This is a genomic window from Virgibacillus profundi, assembly GCF_002287375.1.
GTDB lineage: Bacteria > Bacillota > Bacilli > Bacillales > Amphibacillaceae > Virgibacillus_K > Virgibacillus_K profundi.
In genome coordinates this window covers 466,777-490,196 of record NZ_NPOA01000001.1, presented here as the reverse complement: position 1 = coordinate 490,196, position 23,420 = coordinate 466,777, and the positions used below count along the sequence as shown (strand labels likewise).

18 protein-coding genes are annotated in these 23,420 nt (G+C 38.7%); 10 read left to right on the top strand and 8 right to left on the bottom strand.

Annotated elements, in window-relative coordinates; all coding sequences use genetic code 11:
* Positions 1-185 precede the first annotated feature (185 nt).
* The 4 genes from hutH to hutG are packed head-to-tail and all read left to right on the top strand — an operon-like array spanning position 186 to position 5,591.
* On the top strand, positions 186-1,724 hold the full coding sequence (hutH, locus tag CIL05_RS01980; RefSeq protein WP_095653816.1) for a histidine ammonia-lyase: 1,539 nt from the start codon (positions 186-188) through the stop codon (positions 1,722-1,724).
* The gene (hutU, locus tag CIL05_RS01975) at positions 1,711-3,363 is read left to right on the top strand and encodes a urocanate hydratase (RefSeq protein ID WP_095653815.1); all 1,653 of its coding nucleotides are present in this window, start codon (positions 1,711-1,713) and stop codon (positions 3,361-3,363) included. The genes hutH and hutU overlap by 14 nt, the downstream gene beginning before the upstream one ends.
* Before the next feature lie 9 nt (positions 3,364-3,372).
* Positions 3,373-4,620 (top strand): imidazolonepropionase, encoded by a 1,248-nt coding sequence (gene hutI / locus CIL05_RS01970; protein WP_095653814.1) that lies wholly within the window; start codon positions 3,373-3,375, stop codon positions 4,618-4,620.
* On the top strand, positions 4,617-5,591 hold the full coding sequence (gene hutG, locus CIL05_RS01965) for a formimidoylglutamase (protein WP_095653813.1): 975 nt from the start codon (positions 4,617-4,619) through the stop codon (positions 5,589-5,591). The genes hutI and hutG overlap by 4 nt, the downstream gene beginning before the upstream one ends.
* 21 nt (positions 5,592-5,612) lie before the next feature.
* Here the strand turns inward: hutG and CIL05_RS01960 are convergent, their stop codons facing one another.
* On the bottom strand, positions 5,613-5,942 hold the full coding sequence (locus tag CIL05_RS01960; protein WP_095653812.1) for a winged helix-turn-helix transcriptional regulator: 330 nt from the start codon (positions 5,940-5,942) through the stop codon (positions 5,613-5,615).
* A gap of 239 nt (positions 5,943-6,181) precedes the next feature.
* On the opposite strand from CIL05_RS01960, the gene CIL05_RS01955 reads away from it, so the two are divergent.
* Positions 6,182-7,423 (top strand): aminopeptidase, encoded by a 1,242-nt coding sequence (locus CIL05_RS01955; RefSeq protein ID WP_095653811.1) that lies wholly within the window; start codon positions 6,182-6,184, stop codon positions 7,421-7,423.
* A 103-nt stretch (positions 7,424-7,526) separates the two neighbouring features.
* On the opposite strand, the gene CIL05_RS01950 is transcribed toward CIL05_RS01955, so the two are convergent.
* The 4 genes from CIL05_RS01950 to brnQ all read right to left on the bottom strand — a co-directional run bounded on the left by CIL05_RS01950 (position 7,527) and on the right by brnQ (position 13,016).
* Positions 7,527-8,036 carry a MepB family protein gene (locus CIL05_RS01950; RefSeq protein ID WP_095653810.1) on the bottom strand — a complete coding sequence of 170 codons (510 nt, stop codon included), beginning with the start codon at positions 8,034-8,036 and terminating at the stop codon, positions 7,527-7,529.
* A 494-nt stretch (positions 8,037-8,530) separates the two neighbouring features.
* Positions 8,531-10,681 (bottom strand): DNA helicase RecQ, encoded by a 2,151-nt coding sequence (gene recQ, locus CIL05_RS01945; protein WP_095653809.1) that lies wholly within the window; start codon positions 10,679-10,681, stop codon positions 8,531-8,533.
* Positions 10,682-11,093: 412 nt separating this feature from the next.
* Positions 11,094-11,498: a GNAT family N-acetyltransferase gene (locus CIL05_RS01940; protein WP_095654057.1), complete on the bottom strand. Its 405-nt coding sequence runs from the start codon at positions 11,496-11,498 to the stop codon at positions 11,094-11,096.
* 231 nt (positions 11,499-11,729) lie between these two features.
* Positions 11,730-13,016, bottom strand: a complete 1,287-nt coding sequence (brnQ, locus tag CIL05_RS01935; RefSeq protein WP_095653808.1) for a branched-chain amino acid transport system II carrier protein — start codon at positions 13,014-13,016, stop codon at positions 11,730-11,732.
* 451 nt (positions 13,017-13,467) lie between these two features.
* On the opposite strand from brnQ, the gene CIL05_RS01930 reads away from it, so the two are divergent.
* Positions 13,468-15,339 (top strand): cation:proton antiporter, encoded by a 1,872-nt coding sequence (locus CIL05_RS01930; protein ID WP_095653807.1) that lies wholly within the window; start codon positions 13,468-13,470, stop codon positions 15,337-15,339.
* A 188-nt stretch (positions 15,340-15,527) separates the two neighbouring features.
* Here CIL05_RS01930 and CIL05_RS01925 read toward each other — a convergent pair whose 3' ends face one another.
* Positions 15,528-15,710: an SE1832 family protein gene (locus CIL05_RS01925; protein WP_095653806.1), complete on the bottom strand. Its 183-nt coding sequence runs from the start codon at positions 15,708-15,710 to the stop codon at positions 15,528-15,530.
* A 624-nt stretch (positions 15,711-16,334) separates the two neighbouring features.
* On the opposite strand from CIL05_RS01925, the gene CIL05_RS01920 reads away from it, so the two are divergent.
* A complete protein-coding gene (locus CIL05_RS01920; protein WP_095653805.1) occupies positions 16,335-17,168 on the top strand; it encodes a GNAT family N-acetyltransferase in 834 nt (277 codons plus the stop codon).
* A 43-nt stretch (positions 17,169-17,211) separates the two neighbouring features.
* Here the strand turns inward: CIL05_RS01920 and CIL05_RS01915 are convergent, their stop codons facing one another.
* On the bottom strand, positions 17,212-18,306 hold the full coding sequence (locus CIL05_RS01915) for an AI-2E family transporter (protein WP_095653804.1): 1,095 nt from the start codon (positions 18,304-18,306) through the stop codon (positions 17,212-17,214).
* A 213-nt stretch (positions 18,307-18,519) separates the two neighbouring features.
* On the opposite strand from CIL05_RS01915, the gene CIL05_RS01910 reads away from it, so the two are divergent.
* The 3 genes from CIL05_RS01910 to CIL05_RS01900 all read left to right on the top strand — a co-directional run bounded on the left by CIL05_RS01910 (position 18,520) and on the right by CIL05_RS01900 (position 22,375).
* Entirely contained in the window at positions 18,520-20,256 is a 1,737-nt protein-coding gene (locus tag CIL05_RS01910; RefSeq protein ID WP_095653803.1) for a phospho-sugar mutase, read from the top strand.
* A gap of 901 nt (positions 20,257-21,157) precedes the next feature.
* Positions 21,158-21,916 (top strand): TerC family protein, encoded by a 759-nt coding sequence (locus tag CIL05_RS01905; protein WP_095654056.1) that lies wholly within the window; start codon positions 21,158-21,160, stop codon positions 21,914-21,916.
* Positions 21,917-22,015: 99 nt separating this feature from the next.
* Complete coding sequence (locus CIL05_RS01900) at positions 22,016-22,375, top strand: DUF488 domain-containing protein (protein ID WP_095653802.1); 360 nt, start codon at positions 22,016-22,018, stop codon at positions 22,373-22,375.
* Between the two features lie 26 nt (positions 22,376-22,401).
* Here CIL05_RS01900 and CIL05_RS01895 read toward each other — a convergent pair whose 3' ends face one another.
* Positions 22,402-23,385 (bottom strand): DUF4003 family protein, encoded by a 984-nt coding sequence (locus CIL05_RS01895; protein ID WP_095653801.1) that lies wholly within the window; start codon positions 23,383-23,385, stop codon positions 22,402-22,404.
* Positions 23,386-23,420: the final 35 nt, after the last annotated feature.

The window sequence follows — 23,420 nt, the reverse complement described above, 5'->3', positions numbered from 1 at the left end:
CGAAAAGCGCTTACAATAATAAGTGTATGAATAGTATAATTATTGGAGTGGTTACATGTTTTTAATTGTAAAAGCAGCGAAACCATATAGAAATGAAATGTCAGGGAGGCATGGTTTATAACCATAGCCTCCTTTTACTTTGTCTGCTTTATTATGCTAAAGCGACACCATGGAGGTGCAGTAATGTGGTCATTTTAACTGGAAAAACGTTAACGCTGGATGAAGTGAAACAGGTAGTTTTTAAAAAAGAATCTGTGAGTTTATCTACTGGGGCAATGACGAAAGTGCTGGAAAATAGATACACCGTTGAAGCGATGCTCACTGAAAAAAAGACAATGTATGGGATTAACACGGGATTTGGCAAATTTAGTGATGTCATTATTGAAGATGAAGATTTAGATGAGCTGCAGCTTAACCTTATTCATTCTCATGCATGTGGGGTGGGAGAAGCCTTTCATGAAAACATTAGTCGTGCCATGCTGTTGCTTCGTGCCAATGCATTATCTCAGGGGCACTCTGGAGTAAGGCCGGTATTGATAGAGCAATTAATTAATTTTATTAATGCAGGAATACATCCGGTTATTCCTGAACAGGGCTCGCTCGGTGCAAGTGGAGATTTGGCGCCACTATCTCATTTGGCGTTAGCTCTGTTAGGGGAAGGAGAAGTATATTACCAGGGGGAGCGAATAGAAACAAGGTATGTACTGCAGGAAGAAGACCTACCCCCACTAACATTAAAAGCGAAGGAAGGCCTGGCATTAATTAATGGAACACAGGCAATGACAGCAGTTGGTGTGATCACCTATTTGGAAGTAGAGAAGCTTTTACACCAGAGTGAGTATGTTGCTGCAATGACGTTAGAAGGGCTGCAAGGAATTATTGATGCATTTGATCAGGATTTGCATCAGGTTAGAGGTCATCAGGAGCAAATGGATGTGGCAGAAAGAATCCGCCATATTTTATCAGATAGCAAACTGACAACAAGACAAGGTGAACAACGCGTTCAGGATGCTTATTCATTAAGGTGTATACCACAAGTGCTGGGAGCATGCTGGCAATCTGCGTTATACGCTAAAGAAAAGCTGGAAATAGAAATGAATGCGGTTACAGATAATCCGTTAATTTTTTCCGAAGCTGACAAAATAATTTCAGGTGGGAATTTCCATGGTCAGCCAATCGCATTTGCAATGGATTTTATAAAACTGGGAATTGCTGAAACTGCGAATATTTCTGAAAGACGAATTGAACGTTTGGTAAACCCGCAGCTCAATGATTTACCTCCATTTTTAAGTCCAAATCCTGGACTTGAATCAGGTGCGATGATTATGCAATACAGTGCTGCATCACTTGTGTCGGAAAATAAAACCCTCGCCCATCCGGCAAGTGTCGATTCCATTCCGTCATCGGCAAATCAGGAGGATCATGTGAGTATGGGAACAATCGCTGCAAGGCATGCGCTCCAAATGCTGCAAAATACGAGGATAGTTGTGGCGATCGAGCTTATTTGTGCCATGCAGGCAGTGGAATATCGGGGAATTGAGCGAATGGCCTCAGCTACCGGAAAATTGTATGAAAAAGCCAGGAGGATTGTGCCGAGTATTACAAAAGACAGGGTGTTTTCAACAGATATTGAGAAACTGACAGATTGGCTCAAAAACTGTGAAGCAAGTGATGTTCGTGAAAATATATTGAAAGGCAGGGGAGAAGCTTATGAACGATCTTAATGTAAAAGCAAAAAAAGGGCTTGAGCTTGAGTGTAAAGGCTGGGAACAGGAAGCGGCTTTACGAATGCTCTACAATAATCTGGATCCTGAAGTAGCGGAAAATCCGGAAGAGCTTGTCGTTTATGGCGGTATCGGAAAAGCTGCACGAAATTGGGATGCTTTTCAAGCCATTGTTAAAACTTTGCGTAAGCTGGAAAATGATGAAACGATGCTGATTCAGTCAGGAAAGCCAGTTGGTGTATTTAAAACACATCAGCATGCACCACGGGTACTTCTGTCAAACTCTGTTTTAGTTCCAAAATGGGCGACATGGGAACATTTTCATGAACTTGATCAAATGGGCTTAATGATGTATGGACAAATGACTGCAGGCAGCTGGATTTATATTGGGACACAGGGGATTCTTCAAGGCACCTATGAAACTTTTTCAGCCCTTGCAAAGAAGCATTATAATGGATCGCTGAAACACACAATTACATTGACAGCAGGGCTTGGTGGAATGGGCGGGGCACAGCCACTTGCTGTGACAATGAATGAAGGTGTTGTCATTGCAGTTGAAGTTGATCAGAGTAGAATCGAAAAGCGCCTGCATACCAAATATTGTGATGTATTGACAGATGACTTAGATGAAGCTATCAAACTAGCAAAGCAAGCTAAAAAGAATGGGAAAGCCTTATCTATTGCGCTCCTGGGAAATGCAGCAGAGATTCATTATGAACTACTCAAAAAAGATATCCAAATTGATATTGTAACAGATCAAACTTCTGCACATGATCCTTTGAATGGATATGTACCAGTAGGATTCACGATAGAAGAAGCAGCGAAATTGCGCAAGGAGAATCCGAATAAATACACCAAGCTTTCCAAACAGAGTATGGCAAAACATGTAGAAGCAATGCTGGCATTTCAGAAAGCAGGATCGATCGTTTTTGATTATGGAAATAACATCAGACAGGTAGCAAAAAATGAGGGGGTTAGAGATGCTTTTAACTTCCCAGGATTTGTCCCTGCATATATCCGTCCATTATTTACGGAAGGAAAAGGACCATTCCGCTGGGCAGCACTATCGGGAGATCCTGAAGATATTTACAGAACAGATCAATTAATCAAAGAGCTTTTTCCTGAAAATGATGCCTTAATCCGCTGGATCGATTTGGCACGTGAAAAAGTTGCTTTTCAAGGATTGCCATCCAGAATCTGCTGGCTGGGCTATGGTGAGCGTATGAAAATGGGCTTGGCAATTAATGAATTGGTTCGTAAAGGTGAATTAAAAGCTCCAATTGTAATTGGACGTGATCATTTGGATAGTGGGTCTGTAGCATCACCAAATCGCGAAACAGAGGGAATGAAGGATGGCAGTGATGCAGTTGCAGATTGGGCTGTTTTGAATGCACTAATCAACACAGCAGCTGGTGGCTCATGGATATCCTTCCATCATGGTGGTGGCGTTGGTATGGGATATTCCCTGCATGCAGGGATGGTCGCAGTTGCCGATGGAACACAGCTGGCTAAAGAACGTCTGGAGCGAGTATTAACAACAGATCCAGGCATGGGAGTTATCCGTCACGCTGATGCGGGTTATCAGACAGCGATCGATTTTGCCGAAAATAATGATATAACGATTCCGATGAAGGAGTGAGGTAATCAAATGGATATAGTAATAGAAAATATTGGTCAGCTTTTAACCTTGGATAAAAAAGGTCCTGTTAAGGGGAGTGAAATGAATGATTTAAGCCTATTGGAAAATGCAGCTATAGGTATTAAAAATGGCAAAATAGAATGGATTGGAACAGCTGATGAAGCAACAAACATCAAAGCAAATAGCACAATAGATGCAAAAGGAAGGCTTGTTACACCAGGTCTTGTTGAGCCACATACACATCTCGTCTTTGGTGGATCACGGGAGCAGGAAATGGCACTGAAGCAGCAGGATGTACCTTATTTGGAAATTCTAAAGCAAGGTGGCGGCATATTATCGACAGTAAATGCAACAAAAAAAGCTTCCTATGATGAATTACTGGAAAAGGCCCTCTTCCATTTAGACCGAATGGCCGCGTACGGAATTACAACAGTTGAAGCCAAAAGCGGCTATGGGCTTGATAAAGAAACAGAACTGAAACAGTTGAAAGTTGCAAAGGAAGCTGGAGAAAAACATCCACTTGATATCGTATCTACCTTTCTGGGGGCACACGCGATTCCACCTAAGTACAAAGCTGATCCTGAGGGCTTCCTCGATTTGATGGCAGAACTTTTTGATGAAATAAAAGCTGAAAATCTGGCGGAATTTGTTGATATTTTTACAGAAACAGGTGTATTTTCGATTGAACAGTCGCGACATTATTTGCAAAAGGCCAAGGATAAAGGTTTCGGGGTTAAAATCCATGCAGATGAAATCGACCCACTTGGTGGAACGGAGCTTGCTGTAGAATTAGGTGCGATTAGTGGGGATCACCTGGCAGTTACTTCAGATGAAGGAATTAAGCAGCTCGCAGCATCTGACACGATTGGCGTTATTTTACCGGGAACAAGCTTTTATCTTGGAAAAGACACGTACTCCAGGGCAAGGGAAATGATTGACGCAGGTGCGGCAATTGCTATTTCAACAGACTTTAATCCAGGCAGCTCTGTAACGGAAAATCTGCAGTTAATTATGTCGATTGCAGCTTTAAAGCTGAAGCTGTCACCTGAAGAAATTTGGCATGCAGTTACGGTAAATGCAGCACATGCGATTGGACGCGGGGATCAGGCCGGGTCGATTGCTGTAGGAAGAAATGCAGATATTGTCATATGGGATGCACCAAATTATATGTATATTCCATATCATTATGGCGTGAATCATGTAAATACAGTGATAAAAAATGGCTCGGTTCTATTTGAAAGGCAGGAGATACGATGAAGAAATTACGTCATTTGAAACCTGCCGGTGAGGCTGTTTTTAAAGACAGCTATACTACGAAGGCAAGAGAGCTGCTTGAAGCTTATTCACCAGGAATGCAGCGTGAGATTGCAGTTGTTGGTGTACCGTTATCTAAGGCCTCGATCAGTCATTCGGGTGCTTCTTTTGCGCCGACTACAATTCGTGAGGCATTGCAAAGCTACACAACCTATTCCGGTGAAGAAGGAATGGAGATTGCGGATCGAATCATTGACTTTGGAGATATTTACATGAATCCAACAGATGTTACCCAAAATCAGGAGCGAATTACGGAAGGACTTACAGATGTTTTTGCAACAGAAACGGCTGGTAACTGGATGATCTTAGGTGGGGACCATTCGATCAGCTACTCCTCGATTAAAGCGTTTGCTGAAAAGAAAACGGTTGGTGTCATTCAATTTGATGCACACCATGATTTACGTAATACAGAGGATGGAGGACCAACAAACGGCACCCCATTTCGAAGGTTGCTTGAAGACAGCATCATACGTGGGGAAAACTTAACCCAAATAGGCATACGTGATTTCACAAATTCCGGTGCTTACGATGAATATGCCAAGGAGCAGAGTGTTACTGTTTATACGATGGCAGATGTGGATCGTTTATCATTAAATCAAATATTGGAGATTGAAATCCAGAGGTTGGCTAAGGTCGTTGATGTGATTTATTTATCTGTGGATATGGATGTACTTGATCAGGCATTTGCACCTGGCTGCCCCGCAATTGGCCCTGGTGGCATGGATAGTAAGACATTGCTAAAGGGGATTTTATTCGCTTCCCATTATGAAAAGGTGCAGGCCATGGATATTGTGGAAATAGATCCGACTATTGACTTTCGAAATATGACAAGTCGGATAGCTGCTTACGTGATGCTGCAGTTTATCAAGGGGAAAAGAATGGATGATGGCGGGGGAACGCAAAAAGGGCTGTGAACGTCAACAGCCCAACCTAAATTATACTTTTTGTTCATCGTCCTGCTCAGCTGGTACATGGACATCAGCCCAGGATTGAATTTCTTTGATAACCGGCTCCAAAGCTCTTCCTTTATCAGATAAAGAATATTCAATACGGACAGGGAATTCGGAATATATATTTCGTGCAACGATACCTTCTTTTTCGAGCAATTTTAGTCGATCAGAGAGTAATCGTCCGCTAATAGGCAAATCCGCTTCCATTTGTGAAAAACGTTTTGTACCTTTTAACAAATCAAATAAAATAAGCCCGACCCAGCGTGTGCTAAGAAGTCCCATTGCTTTTTCGAAACGTGGACATAACTCCTCCATGATCATCACCTCACTCTACTTAATGAGTATACGTACAAATTGAGAAAAAATGGATAACATTGATTACAAAAAGTAACCTATTGTTAGCTTAACACAATTCCTGCATTGAGTAAATAGTGATTCGTTGTTGATGGGAAGGCGAAATGTTTTTTCAAACTATTACATAATATTTTGGTAATTTATCTGATTTTGTGAAATAATAACGGTATACGAAATTATTTTTATTTGGAGGTAAAATTATGGTAAGTCAACAAACGCAAGAAAAATATGCAGAATTAGCACTACGTACAGGAGTTAATTTGGAAAAGAACCAGGCACTAATGGTCAATGCACCAATTGAAGGAGCGGATTTCACGAAAATAGTTGTCCGTAAAGCCTATGAAATGGGTGCTAAAAATGTACATATTAATTGGGTTGATGATGAACTGACCCTGTTAAAATATGAAAATGCTCCGGACGAAGTAATCACCAATTACCCTGAGTGGCGTGTATTATTGCATGATAATTTTGCGGAAGATGGTGGTGCAGTATTAAATATTCGTTCAACAAATCCCGATTTATTAAAGGATATTGATCCAACACGTGTAGCGAAAGCAAATAAAGCTGCAGCACAAGCAATGAAGAATTTCCGCCAGTACACAATGAATGATCGAATTGCATGGTCGATTATTTCGATCCCAACAGGCGATTGGGCACAGAAAATTTTCCCAGAGAAATCCCGTGAAGATGCAGTGGAAAGTTTATGGGAAGCAATAGTCAAAATTGTTCGTGTTGATCAGGACGATCCGGTTGCTGCTTGGGACGCACATAATGCAACATTAAAAACTGCCCGTGAAGTATTAAATAAGAAAAACTATCAAAAACTGGTATTCAAAGCACCGGGAACAGAACTTGAAATGGAACTTCCTGAAGGACATATTTGGAAAGGTGGATCTGCCGAAACAGAAGGTGGCGTAACGTTTAATCCCAATATGCCGACAGAAGAAGTATTCTCCATGCCGCATAAATATGGCGTAAATGGAACTGTTTCAAGCACGAAACCACTTAATTATGGTGGCAGCTTAATCGATAATTTCAGCTTAACCTTCAAGGATGGCAAAGTGGTTGATTATCAAGCAGAGCAAGGTGGAGATACATTAAAACACTTACTTGATACAGATGATGGTGCACGTCGTTTAGGTGAAGTTGCACTCGTGCCGCATGAATCTCCTGTATCACAATCAGGCTTGATTTTCTATAACACATTATTTGATGAAAATGCATCCTGCCATATTGCACTCGGAAAAGCATATCCTACCAATTTGGAGGGCGGCTCGGCAATGGATGAGACGCAGCTTGACAAACATGGGGTGAATGACAGCCTAACACATGTTGATTTCATGATCGGCTCAGAGGAACTCGATATCGATGGTGTAAAAGCAGATGGAACTACAGAAGCAGTTTTCCGTAATGGAACATGGGCTTTGAATGTGAAGGGGTAATTAAATAGTTTAATGTAAAACGCTATGCCTGGAGCATGGCGTTTTTTGTTTAAGTAACAATAATGAGTGTAAAAAAAATTGTAATACGCTCGATTGCAGAGAATTAAAGAGAATACAGTTCTATTATTTTTTCTAAGGGTAATTTATTCGGATTACACATATCAACAAAATAGGGAATCTGCCATTTTTGAGTTTTTATCGCTTGTTTATTACTCAGACTATCCCAGCTAGGATAAACTCTTATTGCCATTTTCCCCTTTGTTAAGGTAGACCTAAGAATGTTCTGTTTTAAAAGAATTTCTTTTGGGAAAACAAATTGCCCAAACTCATTTTCATTTTTAAAAGTAGATATAACTAATAAATCAGGTGCTTCGTCATATGAGTAGGGTTGATTTTTATTATTTTCGTCTTTTTCCCAAAATGCAACAAACTGCCCTTCTTTGGTAGGGGTTATATTTGCGACTCTGAATCGAACTGTTTTAGAAGATAATTGAAATGTACCAGCACCATACTTAGAATTTTGCTTCTCTTCTTGAACTGACCTTACAGTTAAGTGATTCGGCTCATAAATCATTTTATTTACATAAGTTAATGCTGTAAAAAAATTATTCATTTCTTCACTCCTAAATTTTAAAAAAATGGCCAATCTCTATAACTGAATAGGCGCAGATTCTTATTCTAGAATTGCGCCCGATGATTGAATACTTTATTGTGCCGATTTGTTCCTGAAATTCTTATATAATCCAAATATACTTTCGGCAGTAATTACAATCCCTAATATTAGGTACAGCAATGCTCGATTGTCCTTTTCATTCCAGCTCATAAAAGAGTCAATGATTGCACCTATGGCAACGATTAATATAAATGAGTGAAATATAATCTTCTATATCTCTTATTTTCATCCACTACATTTTCACTCCCTTTAAGTAAAGCGTTATTCGATTAAATGGCATGTTTGCGGAATTATCTCTTTCAGCCTATTAGCACAATTGTATCAAACCTTTTTTAATTATCGGACTTTATTTCAAAGCCACACTAAGGACAAACCAGCCCAAACTGTCCATCAGAACGAACTTCCAATACAATCTTCCAAAAAACTATAGCTTCCTACATATACCCATTCTTCACAAGTACAGCCTTAATCTTCGTATAATCATAACCTTCAGGCAGTGCTTCCTTCAACGGTTTTAGCCGTGGTTCATCAATTTTCTCGCGAGCTTCAAGAACAGCTGCCTCTTCTTCATCATCAAAGAAAATCCCCCATGCAATAGGGTGTCCATCATTGAATGCTTTGAAAATATGACTTTCTATCGTTTGCTTTGAAAATTCACGAATCACAGCAATATCCTTTATTGATTTTCCGGATTGAAACATTTGATAACTGATTAAATGACTTGGTCGATCATCATCCGTTTTCCTAGGTTTAGGTTTAGAAACGGGTGGTGAATCAGAAATACGAATTTTTTTCTTCACATCCGGATTTCCTTCACGCCATTCCTTAATTACAGCCAGGAAATCCTCCCCAAATTGTTCATATTTTTTCTCGCCGACACCTTTTATTTCAAGCATATCCTCTTTGTTCAAAGGGAAATAACGGCTTAATTCTTTTAATGTTGCATCCGAGAATAATACGTATGGTGGAACATTTTTTGCGTCAGCGATTTCTTTCCGTATTACTCGTAATGCCTGAAACAGACCTTCGTGATAATCAGCATCATCACTTGTCGGAATTGGTGCTGTGTACATTTCAACTGGTCTGATGCCTTTTAACACATCAACCGAATTCTGATTCAAACGTAAAGTAGGGAATTTCCCTTCTTCTATTGATAATAGCTGTTCAGCTATTAAAAAGTGGATCCATTCGGTCAATTCTTTCTCTGTATATGCAGAAAGTATTCCATAGGTGGAAATGCTGTTGAGTCGAAAATCCTTAATCTTTTTATCTCTGGAACCTTTTAAAACCTTTGCAGTCATGCCTACACCAAAGCGCTCTCCCATACGTTTCACACAGGATAGAATCATTTGTGCCTCTTCGGTAATATCCATTTTTTCCTGACGTTCCATACAGTTACTGCAGCGACCGCAGGATTCCTTTGCAGTTGAATCATCAAAATAATCAAGAACAAATGAAGTCAAACAGCCATGGGTATGACAATAATTAATCATTGCCTGTAATTTTCGGTACTCATTATGCTTGGAGGGATCATCCATAAAGGATTGTTCGATTAGAAACTTTTGTAATTGAACATCCTGTGGGGAAAATAATAAAATACAATCACTTGGTTCCCCGTCACGGCCTGCTCTGCCCGCTTCCTGATAGTAGGATTCAATATTCATGGGCATGGCATAATGGATCACGTAACGCACATTCGATTTATCGATCCCCATTCCAAAAGCATTTGTTGCAATCATGACAGATTTTTCGTCATGGATAAATGCTGATTGGGCTTCTTTACGCTCATTCTCAGATAATCCGGCATGGTATTTGGAAACGGAGACACCCCGTTTTGTAAGCTGATCGTATAAGGCATCTGCCTGTTTACGGGTAGCAGTGTAAATGATACCTGATTCATCCTGGTGTTCCTCTAAAAAAGAACGAATATAGGAGGGCTTGTCCTTCCCTTTTACAATATGAAAAGATAAATTCTCACGCTCAAAGCCAGTATTAACGACATGATCATGATTAATCTGCAACAATTCCTGAATGTCAGAAATAACCTCATCTGTAGCTGTGGCAGTCAATGCAACGTATACCGGGATGTTCGGCAATTTTTTCAGATTGGGAACGATGGATCGATAGCTTGGTCTGAAATCATGCCCCCATTGGGAAATACAATGTGCCTCATCAAAAGCTACTAATGCAATAGAAATATTTTTAATTACATTTACAAAACGCATTGATTCAAATCGTTCCGGAGCAACATAGACAAATTTATATTGATTTGCAGCAACTTCACGCAGCCGGGATTGCTGTTCAGCTGGGGTCAGTGAGCTATTAATATATGTAGCAGGTATGCCTAATGAATTCAGTGCATCCACCTGATCTTTCATAAGAGAAATTAATGGGGATATAATGATTGCTGTTCCATCAAGTGATAATCCGGGAATTTGATAACAAAGAGATTTCCCCCCACCTGTAGGCATAACAGCAAGTGTATTATTCATTTGTATGATATGATCAATCGTTTCTTTTTGGCCTGGACGAAACGATTCGTAACCAAAATAGGTTTGTAGGATTTTTTCTTCTTTAACAAGCATTCGTTATCCTCCTCTAAGATTAATCCTAACATATTCTTTTGAGGGGAGGATAGAATTATTAAAAATAGAATGATAGGCAATATTTTCTGATAGATTTTCAAGTATCAACACAGTAAAACTATAGAAAATAGATTTTTGATACTCTTCTCTATATACATGGATGTGCAAGTATTAAATGACACTGGGGAGGCAATTCCAGGCCTCTATGCCGCAGGAGAAGTTTTAAAGGGTAGGTGTCCATGGCTACCGATCATTAGAAGAATCTTTCCTTGGGAGTAAAGTATATCCATATTTCTTTCTGGGGCTCCGATTACTCGCCCCACCGTAAAGATTTGCAAAAGTGTATAAGTAAATCTAAATACACAAAAACGCTTGGAAAAATCCAAGCGTTTTTTACTTATATTTATTCAACTTAACTTCCTGATTGCATTTCATAATTCCTCAAAATCATACCATTTGTCTTTATCATTCCAAACTTTTCATAATAAGGAACTAAGTCGTCATCACAGCATAAATCAATCATATATATGTCATTAAGTTCTTTTAGCATCTGATCCACTAATTCCTTGCCTATACCTGATTTTTTGTATTCTGGTAAAACTTCAAGGAATGGAATGTAGGCGGAAAGAACACCATCACTAGTTGCGGTAATAAATCCGACTACCTGGTTTGTATTATCATCTAACGCAATAACAACTTTACTGCTGTTTTTAAGCAGTTTTAAATGAGTTTGTGGTTTTGGTGAATTAGGCCAATCCACAAAAAAACCTTCCAACATATCAGACGTAATACCATAAAGGGAATTTTTGTATAGCATCATATATCAGCTCCTAAGTTGTATTTATAAAAAATTATTAGGCAGATGATATATATCAAAAGTACAATAACAAAACAGGTGCCCTCCAAACATTTCTTGAGATACTATACAGATATTCTACATAAAGTTCGAAAATCCTTTTTATTTTTAAATAAAAGACCAGATCCTTAGGAGACCTGGTCATAAAATTGATATCTTATTCCATAAAAAACCGAACAACAAATATCAGTCTTAAGCTACTCTCTTCCTGGAAATCAGCAATCCAATCAATCCGCCGACAATAGCTGGAACAAGCCAGCCCAATCCCAGTGAGAAGAATGGAAGTTTTTCCATGAACGGTGTGATTGCTGATAAGTCCACTTCAAATGCAACAAGTCCATCATACAGGCTAACAATGGCTGTAAGCAGAATTGCTCCACGGTATACTCCTTGCGAGCCACCAAATAGCTTATGCATGAATGTAAGCAGGATAAGTACAATGGCAATTGGATAAATAAATACAAGTACCGGTACCGAAACACTTATAATCGTATTCAATCCTTGATTTGCAATGATATAGCTTGCAATGGTTACAATTAAAATAATCCAATTATAGGAGATTCCCGTAATTTTATTAAAAAATTGCCCTGCAGCTACTACCAACCCAACGGATGTTGTGAAGCATGCCAATGAAACGATTACTCCAAGTAATAAGGCTCCAAAGCTGCCAAACATCAGGTTTGCTGCATTTGATAAGATTTCTCCACCATTTGTAAACGTCCCATGTGCAGCCATTTTTGCTCCGATCCAGCCAATGGATGCATAAACAGCTATTAAACCAATTCCGGTAATGAGTCCTGCTTTCAGGGTTGATTTTACAAGATCCTGTTTGGTTGTTATACCACGCTCTTTAAATGCATTTACTACAATAATCCCAAAAGCCAATGCTGCGATTGCATCCATTGTTAAGTAGCCTTCGACGAACCCTGTGAAAAAAGGAGAGGAAGTATACTTTTCTGTTGGTGCAGATAAAGGATTATCCATTAATAAATATCCTCCAACACTTAAAGCAACGATTGCTATTAATAAAATGGGTGTAAGATATTGTCCAATTCGATCCACCATCTTTGAAGGATTCAAGCTGACGATAAATACAAAAAAGAAGAAAACAGTCGTAAAGATTAACAAAGCAATAGTCGAAGTTCCATCTAAAAATGGTTCCATACTCATTTCGTAACCTACTGTTGCTGCACGGGGAATCCCGAAAAACGGGCCGATTGCGAGATAAACAACTGAAGTGAAAATAAGTCCGAATAATGGATGAACCCGGTCTGCCAACTCTCTTGCATCATTTTTTACAAATGAAATAGCTGTAACAGCAAGTATTGGCAAGCCAACACCGGTTATAACAAACCCACTGATTGCAGCCCAGTAGGAAGTTCCGGAATCAATTCCGAGTGTTGGTGGATAAATTAAATTTCCTGCACCGAAAAATAATGCGAAAAGCATAAATCCGATGATAAATGTATCTTTATTCATGATGAGTAAGCCCCCTGGTACATTGTTTGTTTTATTATATTGGCTACCAAGACATGTAAACGGTCATTCGGATAATGTCTAGTATTGGTTAAAACAGGAAGAATATAATTTTTGCTATTATCAGATAATAATAGTGACATTTATTTACTGAATTTGTTATTTTCTTCAGAACCATCCTAAAGCAAGGACAATCTTAACAAGAAGGGTATTAACTGTCAATTGACTTTTGAAAATATTTACAACATTTTCATGACAATTCAAAGTAATAGGTTAAGCTTTTTTACACGGTTAGAAAAGGGAAATTGAGATAAGATATCAGTGTATCAAGGCTTTCGGCAATTAAGACTTTAAGGAAAGTCAAATATACTTAAAAGATCCCGAACACAATTGTTTACATTCTACACTTTCCTATATAGAATATCTTTATAAATTATTTGAGTGGGGGGATGAAATGTTTCCGTCTTTGTTGTTTGAAATCACGCTGATAGGTCTTTTGGGAATTGGGTCTCAATGGTTAGCGTGGCGTTATCGAATGCCAGCCATTGTATTAATGTCCGTTGCAGGACTGCTCGTCGGGCCAATCTTCGGTATTATTAATCCCGGTGAAGACTTTGGTGGTTTATATAGTCCAATTATATCTGTAGCCGTTGCAATAATTCTTTTTGAAGGAAGCTTAAATTTAAGCTTTAAAGAACTCCGTGGCATTGGTAAGCCAATCTTTAGAATCTCTACAGTCGGAGCATTCATAGCTTGGATACTTGGTTCATTAACGGCACATTATATAGCAGGTTTATCCTGGGCAGTAGCTTTCGTTATTGGTGGTTTGTTCATTGTTACAGGTCCCACGGTTATTTTGCCATTGCTAAGACAATCAAAATTAAAACCGAGGCCTGCAAGGATCTTAAAATGGGAAGGTATAATCGTTGATCCCATCGGTGCACTTCTTGCTGTTTTTGCCTTTGAAATTATTGTATATATCACAGCTGTTGATCCTGATGGAACAAAGTTACTGCTGTTTTTCGCAGCATCCTTCTTTGCGATAATCTTAGGTTGGGTATTTGGTAGAGGGCTGGGGTGGATGTTTGAAACGGGCCATATCCCGGAATTCCTCAAGTCTCCCGCAGTTATTGTCACGGTAATTATCTGTTTTACAGGAGCAGATTTGGTCATGCATGAAACAGGACTTTTATCTGTGACTGCCATGGGTATTACATTAGCAAATATGGGAATCAGCTCCATTTCCGATATGCGTCATTTTAAGGAAAACATTTCAATACTTTTAATTTCAACCATATTTATTATGCTGACAGCTTCTCTGGAGTTGGAAACATTGCTTCATATATTCAAACCAAATATTTTAGGGTATGTACTATTAATGATGTTCATTGTGCGTCCATTATCAATATTTATATCGACAATGGGAACAGCGTTAACATTCAATGAAAAAGCTTTGGTAGGGTGGATTGCGCCGAGAGGGATTGTTGCTTTGACTGTATCGGGCTACTTTGCCTCAATCCTGCTGGATGCCGGTTATGAAGATGCAAATATTTTAACAACATTAACCTTTGCACTGGTATTCTTCACTGTTGTTGCACATGGTTTCACTATCGGCCCATTGGCGAAAAAGCTCGGGCTTTCAATGGAAGGAAAACCAGGGACATTAATTATTGGCAGTAATCCATTCACTGTCGAACTGGCAAAATCACTAACCAAGGAGAAGGTGCCCGTTGTGATTGTGGATTATTCATGGCAGAATTTACGTAAAGCACGTGAAGCGGGTATTCCGTTCTATCATGGTAATATGCTTTCTGAACAGACAGAATATAACCTGGATACGATTCCATACGACTTTTTACTTGCAGTAACTGATGATCATGCCTTTAACTCATTGGTTTGTACAACTTTTATGCCTGAATATGGAAGAACGAATGTTTTCAAAATCAGTCCATATACGCATCAGAGATATAAATATTCCAGTGAGATTGTCTCTAAGGTTGGGGGAAGAATTCTATTTGATAAGAAATTTTCAATGGATGATTTAAATGATAAACTAAGCAATGGCTATGTGTTTAGAATAACGAATTTAACAAAGGCATTTAATTATAAGCAGTATGTAGAAGAAAAAGATAACTCGACCGTATTCCTATATTTGATTAAACCGTCTGGTCAGCTTAAATTTTATTCAGAGGAAATGCAAACAGTGCCGCAAGTTGGTGACAAAATTATAAGTTTAACACCTCCGAACAAGGAAAAAGCAAAAATCCAGGCAAGACTGGAAAATCAGAGAAATGGGAATGGGAATAAGAATAAGAGTAAGAATTAATATTAGAAAACTTGGTTGTCACCAAGCTTTTGGGTGACAGCCTTTGTACAACGAAAAATTCCTTTTTCGTCTGCGAAGCATTGCTCACGCAGCTTTCCTTTGTGCACTTATGCAAATAGGAAAGTTTTTATACTTTCCTATTTACCAAAAAGAGGCTTACCTCATCACGGGGAAGCCTCTTTGTTTTTTTATTCCGGTATTTCTTCCAGCTTTCGATTAACCTCAGCAATTTCTTCTTCCAACCGAATGAGCTGCTCCTCAGCAGAGGATACTCTTCCACGTACATATTCCAATTTATCCATATCACCTTGTATACGAACATAGTCTGATTTCAATTCAATCAGCTGATCTTCCAATTCTTTTCTTTCCATAATTAATCACCTCTATACTCCAGTGTAGCTGAATTTCTCTTTACAAAACAAGAAATTTCTTTATTATTTTTAATAGAGGCTCTTTTTAGTAAGGCTTCTTTTGTAAGTTTTATTGCTTTTTAGACTTCGCATTGGATAGAAAGTGCGACACAGTGAAAATTCATTTGCAAACGCTGGTTGAGAGCAGGGATTCGCTGCGGAAACACATTTCGCTTTCCGCGGGCGGCTGGTGAGCCTCCTCATGCTACGCACTCCGGGGTCTCACCTATGCCTTTCCTCCCGCAGGAGTCTTCAATGTGTTTCCTCCGCTGGAATTGTGCTTTAAAATTTTTTAAAAATTTCTTGATTAATTTAAACAAATACTTGCACATTTATGCGGTTGTTTGGAGCGGAGGACCGTTGACTCCTGCGGGAAAAGCACGTGTCTGAAGACCCCGCAGATTGGTTTTCTCGAGGAGACTGAAGCCGTGCCCGCGGAAAGCAACGGTCCGCAGCGGAAAATAACCAAGCGCATACGTCGCAGTTTACATCTTTTATGACAGAAACAACAAAATTTTTCGATGGGGTGAGCAGTGCGCAGCTCCAAACTTTTTAGAAAATAAGTAAATAAAAGGGGGATTATCGATGAAAGTAACATTTGCTGCATCTGTTAATGAATATCTCAATATAGTAGAAGAATTGCTCTTAAAGAAAGAAGCGTGTAACAATCTAATGCTTGGTCTTCTGGATCGCCTATTGACACATAAGGCTGAATGTCACCTCGGTTATGTTGAAAAAGAAGGAAATATTGTCTACGCATTTATGCAAACACCACCGAATAATTGGATATTAGCTGATGTTGAAAATGTGGATCAAGACACAATCGAAGCAGTAGCAAAATCCATCTACCAGAAAAACCTGGAAGTACCGGGGGTTTTGGGTCCTATAGCTAAAACAGGAAGGTTTGTGGAGCTTTGGCAGGAATTGACGAATAAAAAAGCGGTTATACATATGAATCAATTAATATACCAATTGGATGAAGTGCAGTCCGAACTGCGAAATGGTGGAAAATTAATCCACGCTGCTAGAAAACATTTCCCATTGATTGCTGACTGGCTATATCAATTTGGGCAGGAAGCCAATGAATTGATTGCACAAACCCGAGCCGAACAAATGGCAACAAGATTTATCGATAACCGGAGCATCTATTTGTGGCAGATAGACGGGCAGCTTGTTTCCATGGCAAATAGATCAAGAAAGACAAAAAATGGGGCAACAATTAATGCTGTATTTACTCCGGATAAATTTAAGAAAAAAGGGTATGCAACAAGTACTGTAGCGCACCTGAGTCAAAAGATACTTGATGAAGGGTTTCAATTTTGCAGTCTCTATACCGACAGTACTAACCCAACATCCAATAGCATTTATAAAAAAATAGGCTATTATGAGGCAGGTTCATCGATTGTATATAAACTTTAGGTGTGAAAAGCGAGCACCCCATCATGGACTGCTCGCTTATTGCTTAAATTAACGCATCCTCTTTCTTCTTCTTTGATTCTTCATATGTCTTATAAAAATGGATAATTATAGTTTTTAAAACTGAATAAAATGGTACTGCAAACAGAATGCCCATAAACCCTCCGATACTTCCAGCTGCCAGGATTACTGTAATTACGGTTAACGGGTGTAAATCGAGTGCACGTCCCATAACATTAGGTGAAATTAAATTACTTTCAATTTGCTGTGCAGCTATCATAACAATAGATACCCAAACAACCATCATTGGATCCTGAAACACGCCAACGAGCAGTGCAGGAATTACTGCAATAAATGGCCCGACAAATGGAATAACGTTCATCAGCATTGCGAATAAGGAGAGTGTTAACGAATATTCCAAGCCAATAATGAGATAGCCTATGAATAATAATACACCTACAGCAAAGCTGACAATCAGCTGTCCTTGAATAAAGGCAGTTAACGTTTCATCAATTTTGCTGAATAAAGAACGAATATTTTTTGCCTTTTTAGGTGTAAAAATTCGAGTTACAAAAGGTAAAAATTTATCTCCATCCTTTAACATAAAGAAAAGGAAGAAAGGAATTAACACAATCCCTGCAACAATACTAATAACCTGACCAATAAATCCTCCTATAAATCCAAAGATGTTTTTGGATATGTTTTCTATATGGGATGGGATGTTGGCAGTAAAATCATTAATGGCAGTAATCACCTGTTCAGGGATACTTGTATAATTAGCCTGCCAATAATCAATGAAATTTTCCCCTGATGTAATCATACCGGGAATGCTGTCAATGAGATTTGTAAACTGCTTCTGAGCGATAGGCCAAATATACATCACAAATAAAAATCCAAGTAAAATTAATAATAGAAATACAAGTACAATAGATATGATGCGGTGGATTTTAAACCTTTCAAAAAAATGCATTACTGGTTTGGTCAAATAAAACAGAATACCTGCACCAATTAACGGGAAGGCAACAGCTCCCACATATTTCAACACCGGTACAAAAATAAAATCTGCTGCAGAAATTAGTAGGATCAGCGAAAAGACCAAAATAAAAAATACCAGAAACTGAAACCATCGTTTATTGAGCAAGACTATCACAACTTTCTTTTCGTTTTTCTATATCTATTATTCTAACGATAAATTACAATAATAGGAAGTAAACGATACATTTATTTTAATATTTTCACCATAAAAGAACTGACTTAAACTATTTTGGTAAATAAGTCATAGAATATTCAATAAAAGTGTGCTAAAATTTGAGCTTATAGAACTAATAAGAACTTGGGTGGGGGGATATATTATATGAGCAGTTGGGAAAAAGTCTATCATAAATGGAGTTCCTTTCAAAATTTAGATCCATCACTAAAATCGGACCTGGAAAATATAAAAGTTAATCAGGAATCATTGGAGGATGCATTTTATAAAGAACTAACTTTTGGTACCGGCGGCATGCGGGGAATCCTTGGGCCTGGTATCAACCGAATGAATATATATACAATCAGAAAGGCAGTTAATGGACTGGCGAATTATTTACTAATTAATACGGTAAATGTAAAAGACCGTGGTGTAGTTGTTGCATATGATTCAAGATATATGTCGCAGGAGTTTGCAGTAGAAACAGCAAAAGTTCTTGGCACATACGGGATAAGGACATATGTATTTGATTCATTACGCCCTACACCACTACTTTCCTTTGCTGTACGCTATTTGGGCACGGTGGCAGGTGTGATGATTACAGCAAGTCATAACCCGCCGGAATACAATGGATTTAAAGTATACAATGAAGACGGTGGACAGATTACACCAGATGAAGCAACAGAAATTATTGCTTCGATTCAAGAAACAAAAGACGAATTATCAGTACCATTTATGGAAAATGAAGAATTGGAAAAGCAGGAATTGATTAATTGGGTAGGTAAAGAAATCGATAATGCTTACCTGGAACAGTTAAAACAAATTTCCAGACTGGAACCAGCAGAGATTGAGAAACAAAAAGATCTGCAAATTGTTTTCACACCATTACATGGAACTGCCTATGATCTTGTTACAAACGGACTGGATCAATTAAACTTTGCAAATGTAGGTGTTGTAGAGGAGCAAGCAAAACCGGATCCAGAGTTTTCCACAGTGGAATCACCAAATCCGGAAGAGCATCATGCTTTCACCTTGGCGATCAAACAGGGAAAACAAACGGATGCAGATATTCTGCTTGGAACTGACCCGGATGCAGACCGTTTAGGGGTCGCAGTAAAAGACAATACAGGTGAATATCGTGTTTTAACAGGGAACCAATTGGGCGCATTACTACTTGATTATATTCTTTCTCACAGTGATCCAGTTATGTTAAAAAGTGCACGCATGCTGAAAACAGTAGTAACTTCTGAACTTGGACGTGCTGTTGCAGATGCTTATGGTATAAAAACAATTGATACATTAACAGGGTTTAAATATATTGGTGAGAAAATCCGCCAATTTGATGCAACAGGCGAAACGTTTATATTTGGATATGAAGAGAGCTATGGCTATTTAATCAGCAGTTTTGCACGTGATAAAGATGCAGTCCAGGCTGCTGTGATGGCTTGTGAAATGGCATACTTTTGGAAAAAACAAGAAAAAACACTGCTTGAGGCATTGGATGTTTTGTATGAAAAGCACGGGTTTTATTTAGAAGGTATGTCTTCACTTACATTAAAAGGAAAAGAAGGCTCTGAGCAAATAGTTAAAATCATGGAAGAAATCCGAAATAATCAATTAACAGAAATAGCACAATTTAAAGTGGAAAAAGTGGAGGATTACCAAGCAGGTGAACGAACTTTAGCCGGGGGAGAAAAAGAAACCATTCAGCTGCCAAAAGAAAATATGATGAAATTTATTTTGGAGCAGGATAGCTGGGTATGTCTGCGTCCATCAGGTACAGAGCCTAAGATTAAATGTTACTTTGGGGTTTGTGCAGATAGTAGTGAGGAAAGTGAGCAAAAGTTAACAGCACTAAAAGAGACGATGGATGAGTTGATCGAGGGGATTGTTTCATCTAATTAAATAAAAGTAATGAGAAATTTTTCTGGGCCTAGCTGGCAATAAACGTTGATTTATGACCTTTACCTATGAACAGGTATGGGTCCCTTTTTTCGTGGTTTTAAATTAAGGCTCTTTTCGTATATTTTATTGCTTTTATAACTTTCACAGTTTCTATAAAATGCGAAGTAAATCGAGATTGATTCCAATAACATGTGCTATTGCTGCCGTCTGGGATCGCTCCGGGCGGATGCGCATCCTTAGGGCACGGCTTCAGTCTCCTCGAGAAAACCACTCTGCGGGGTCTTCAGACACATGCTATTTCCGCAGGAGTCACCGCCCTTCACTCACCCGAACTGGTGGGGTGGTTTGATGTTTTGTTTATTGTTTATTAATTCAGTTCATCGATAGTAACCGGAATACCAGCGAAATGTGTTTCCGTAGCGAATCCCTGCTCTCAACCAGCGTTTGCAAATGAATTTTCACTGTGTCGCACTTTATATCGACTACGGAGCAGATAACAACAAGTCTTTTGGTGAGGCGACTAATCGCAGTCCCAATCTATGCGAAAATAGCCTAAATTAAAAATAATTATGTTGGGTTCATGTTTAATGACAATACGTATAAAACCTGGTATTGACCAAATAATAAAGACACTAAGGCATGTACACCGTATAATTAAATAAAGTCTTGACATATAAAAAGGATAATGGTTAAATTAAAAATAGAGTTTCAAAGGGGAGTAGCTTTAACAGTAAAGTCGTCATTACAGAGTAGAATCATACACTCTCGGTTTTACTGGCAACGTACGGTGTTGTTAGCAAGACCTTTGCCAATCTGGTGAAGGTCATTTGTTTAGGTAGGGGCCTTTACCATATTAATGGTGAAAGCCTCTATTTTTTTATTTCTGAAGGGAGAAAAGTACGTGGAATCAATTTGGATGGAGTATGCATGGACATTATTGGTGTTGATAGGATTAGAGGGTATCCTGTCTGCTGACAACGCACTTGTTATGGCGGTAATAGCAAAACATTTACCGCCAGATGAAAAAAAGAGAGCAATTAACTATGGTATTATAGGTGCCTTTATTTTTAGATTTGCAGCCCTATTTGCTATTTCCTTTATAGCGAATGTTTGGCAGGTTCAAGCAATTGGTGCGGCTTACCTTATCTATTTAGGGATGAAACATATAATCGCATCCCGTTTTAATTCCAAGGAAAAACAGGAGGAAGAGGAAGAAAAAGTAGCTGCCGGTAAAGGCTTCTGGCCAACAGTAGCGAAAATTGGATTAGCAGACCTTGCTTTTGCTGTTGATTCGATTCTTGCAGCTGTCGCGCTTGCCATTGTTCTGCCGGAAACAACGTTACCACAAATCGGTGGTATGGACGGTGGACAATTTATAATTGTAGTTATTGCAGGGATAGCAGGATTAATTTTAATTAAGTATGCTGCAAACTGGTTTGTTACACTTCTTGATGAACGACCTGGACTTGAAACAACGGCATATATGATCGTTGCATGGGTCGGTGTGAAACTCGCAGTTATTACACTTGCTCATGTAGGTATCCTGGATGAAAACTTTGCACACACTACTGGCTGGCAGGTTACTTTCTGGTCCGTGCTGGTTCTAATAGCAGTCGGTGGATGGTTTTTGTCCGGAAGAAATATTCCAAAGAAAAGTTAAGCAAGATAATGAATAATGAATTCATAAGCAACCATCACTTAAGTGGGTTGCTTATTTTTTGTCGAAACGGGTAGGAGTAAAGGAAGGAGTGATTTAATAATGCCTGTACAAATTAAAAGAACTTACGAGGAATCGAATAAAAATGATGGTGTTCGTGTATTGGTGGACCGCATATGGCCAAGAGGAATGTCGAAAGAGGACGCTGAGCTTGATCATTGGATGAAAGAAGTTGGTCCGTCTGATGATTTGAGGAAATGGTTTGGCCATGATCCAAACAAATATGAGGACTTTAAGAAAAAATATAAAAAAGAGCTTGAAAGCGGAGACCAGCAGGAAGAGCTGGAGAAACTAAAGGATATTACGAAAAAACATAATAAAAATGTGACCTTGCTGTATGCAGCTAAAGATGAAAAAAACAATCAGGCACAGGTGTTAAAGGAGATTCTGGATCATCAATAATTAAAGGAACCCTAAACTGCGTTCCTTTAATTACCTCCTCCATTGTTGGAATTTGCCGCTGCAGTTGTTGCAGCAATAGTGGAAATCATAACAGCCTGCTGTGCCTGCAGAATCATCTCTAAGGTAGTGCGAATACTTGCATCAGCCAGCCCGGAATGTTCCGATTTTTCATTAACATAAAAACTGACAGCCATTGTGACATTCAAGTCCTTTTGCCATTTGAAATGTTTTTCTTCATTGAGCTGTTCATACATTGCAGAAATTTCATTCATATTAACATCTTTCTGAGGAAGTAATGCAAGCATACCAATTACAGGATAATATTTTGATTTTGGCTTCATACCATATGCTTTAAAATCATCCGAAACACGAATGGAACGACTGATTAAATCCTGGACATTTGCTTCCTTGCTTAATGAAAGAATATGACTTAAGAATTGCAAATCATTTCCTTTTCTAAAGCCGTTTTTGGCTAATTCATCATAAAATTTTTCAATATGCTGGATAATATCCGATTGTTCCTCAAATGCAAGCAATGCAGCCAATGGATAATCACTGGTACCGGTTAGAAAAATATGTTCACTTTTCATCCCCTCATAAATATCCTTCGCTTTTGCTATAATCTGATCTGACTGTAATTCTTTATCCTTGTTTGTTAATAGGATGGAGGCTGCTATATAGGTATAGACCCCACTCTTGAATTTTGCCTTTTTAAATTGACCATATAAGCTGAACAATGTCGAAATTTCTTTCTGGGGGTTTTCAAAATTAACGTAAAGCATTGCAGCAGTCGTGAACCTGGAATAGGATCTCATCGAAGAAAATAGACTTGCCCGGCTTTTGATTTTGTCTGCAAGCTGAAGTAATTGTTCCGGATTTAGTTTTTTATTGTTCATTACATAGAGGGATGTGATCGTCATCAGGATTCTTTTATCAGGGACTTTCCATTTCATTTCGTCTTTAAGCACTTCATATATTTGAGCATAACTCGTAATTTTATCTTTGTTCAATGTAGATTGCTCCTCTCTGGATTACTTACTATTTA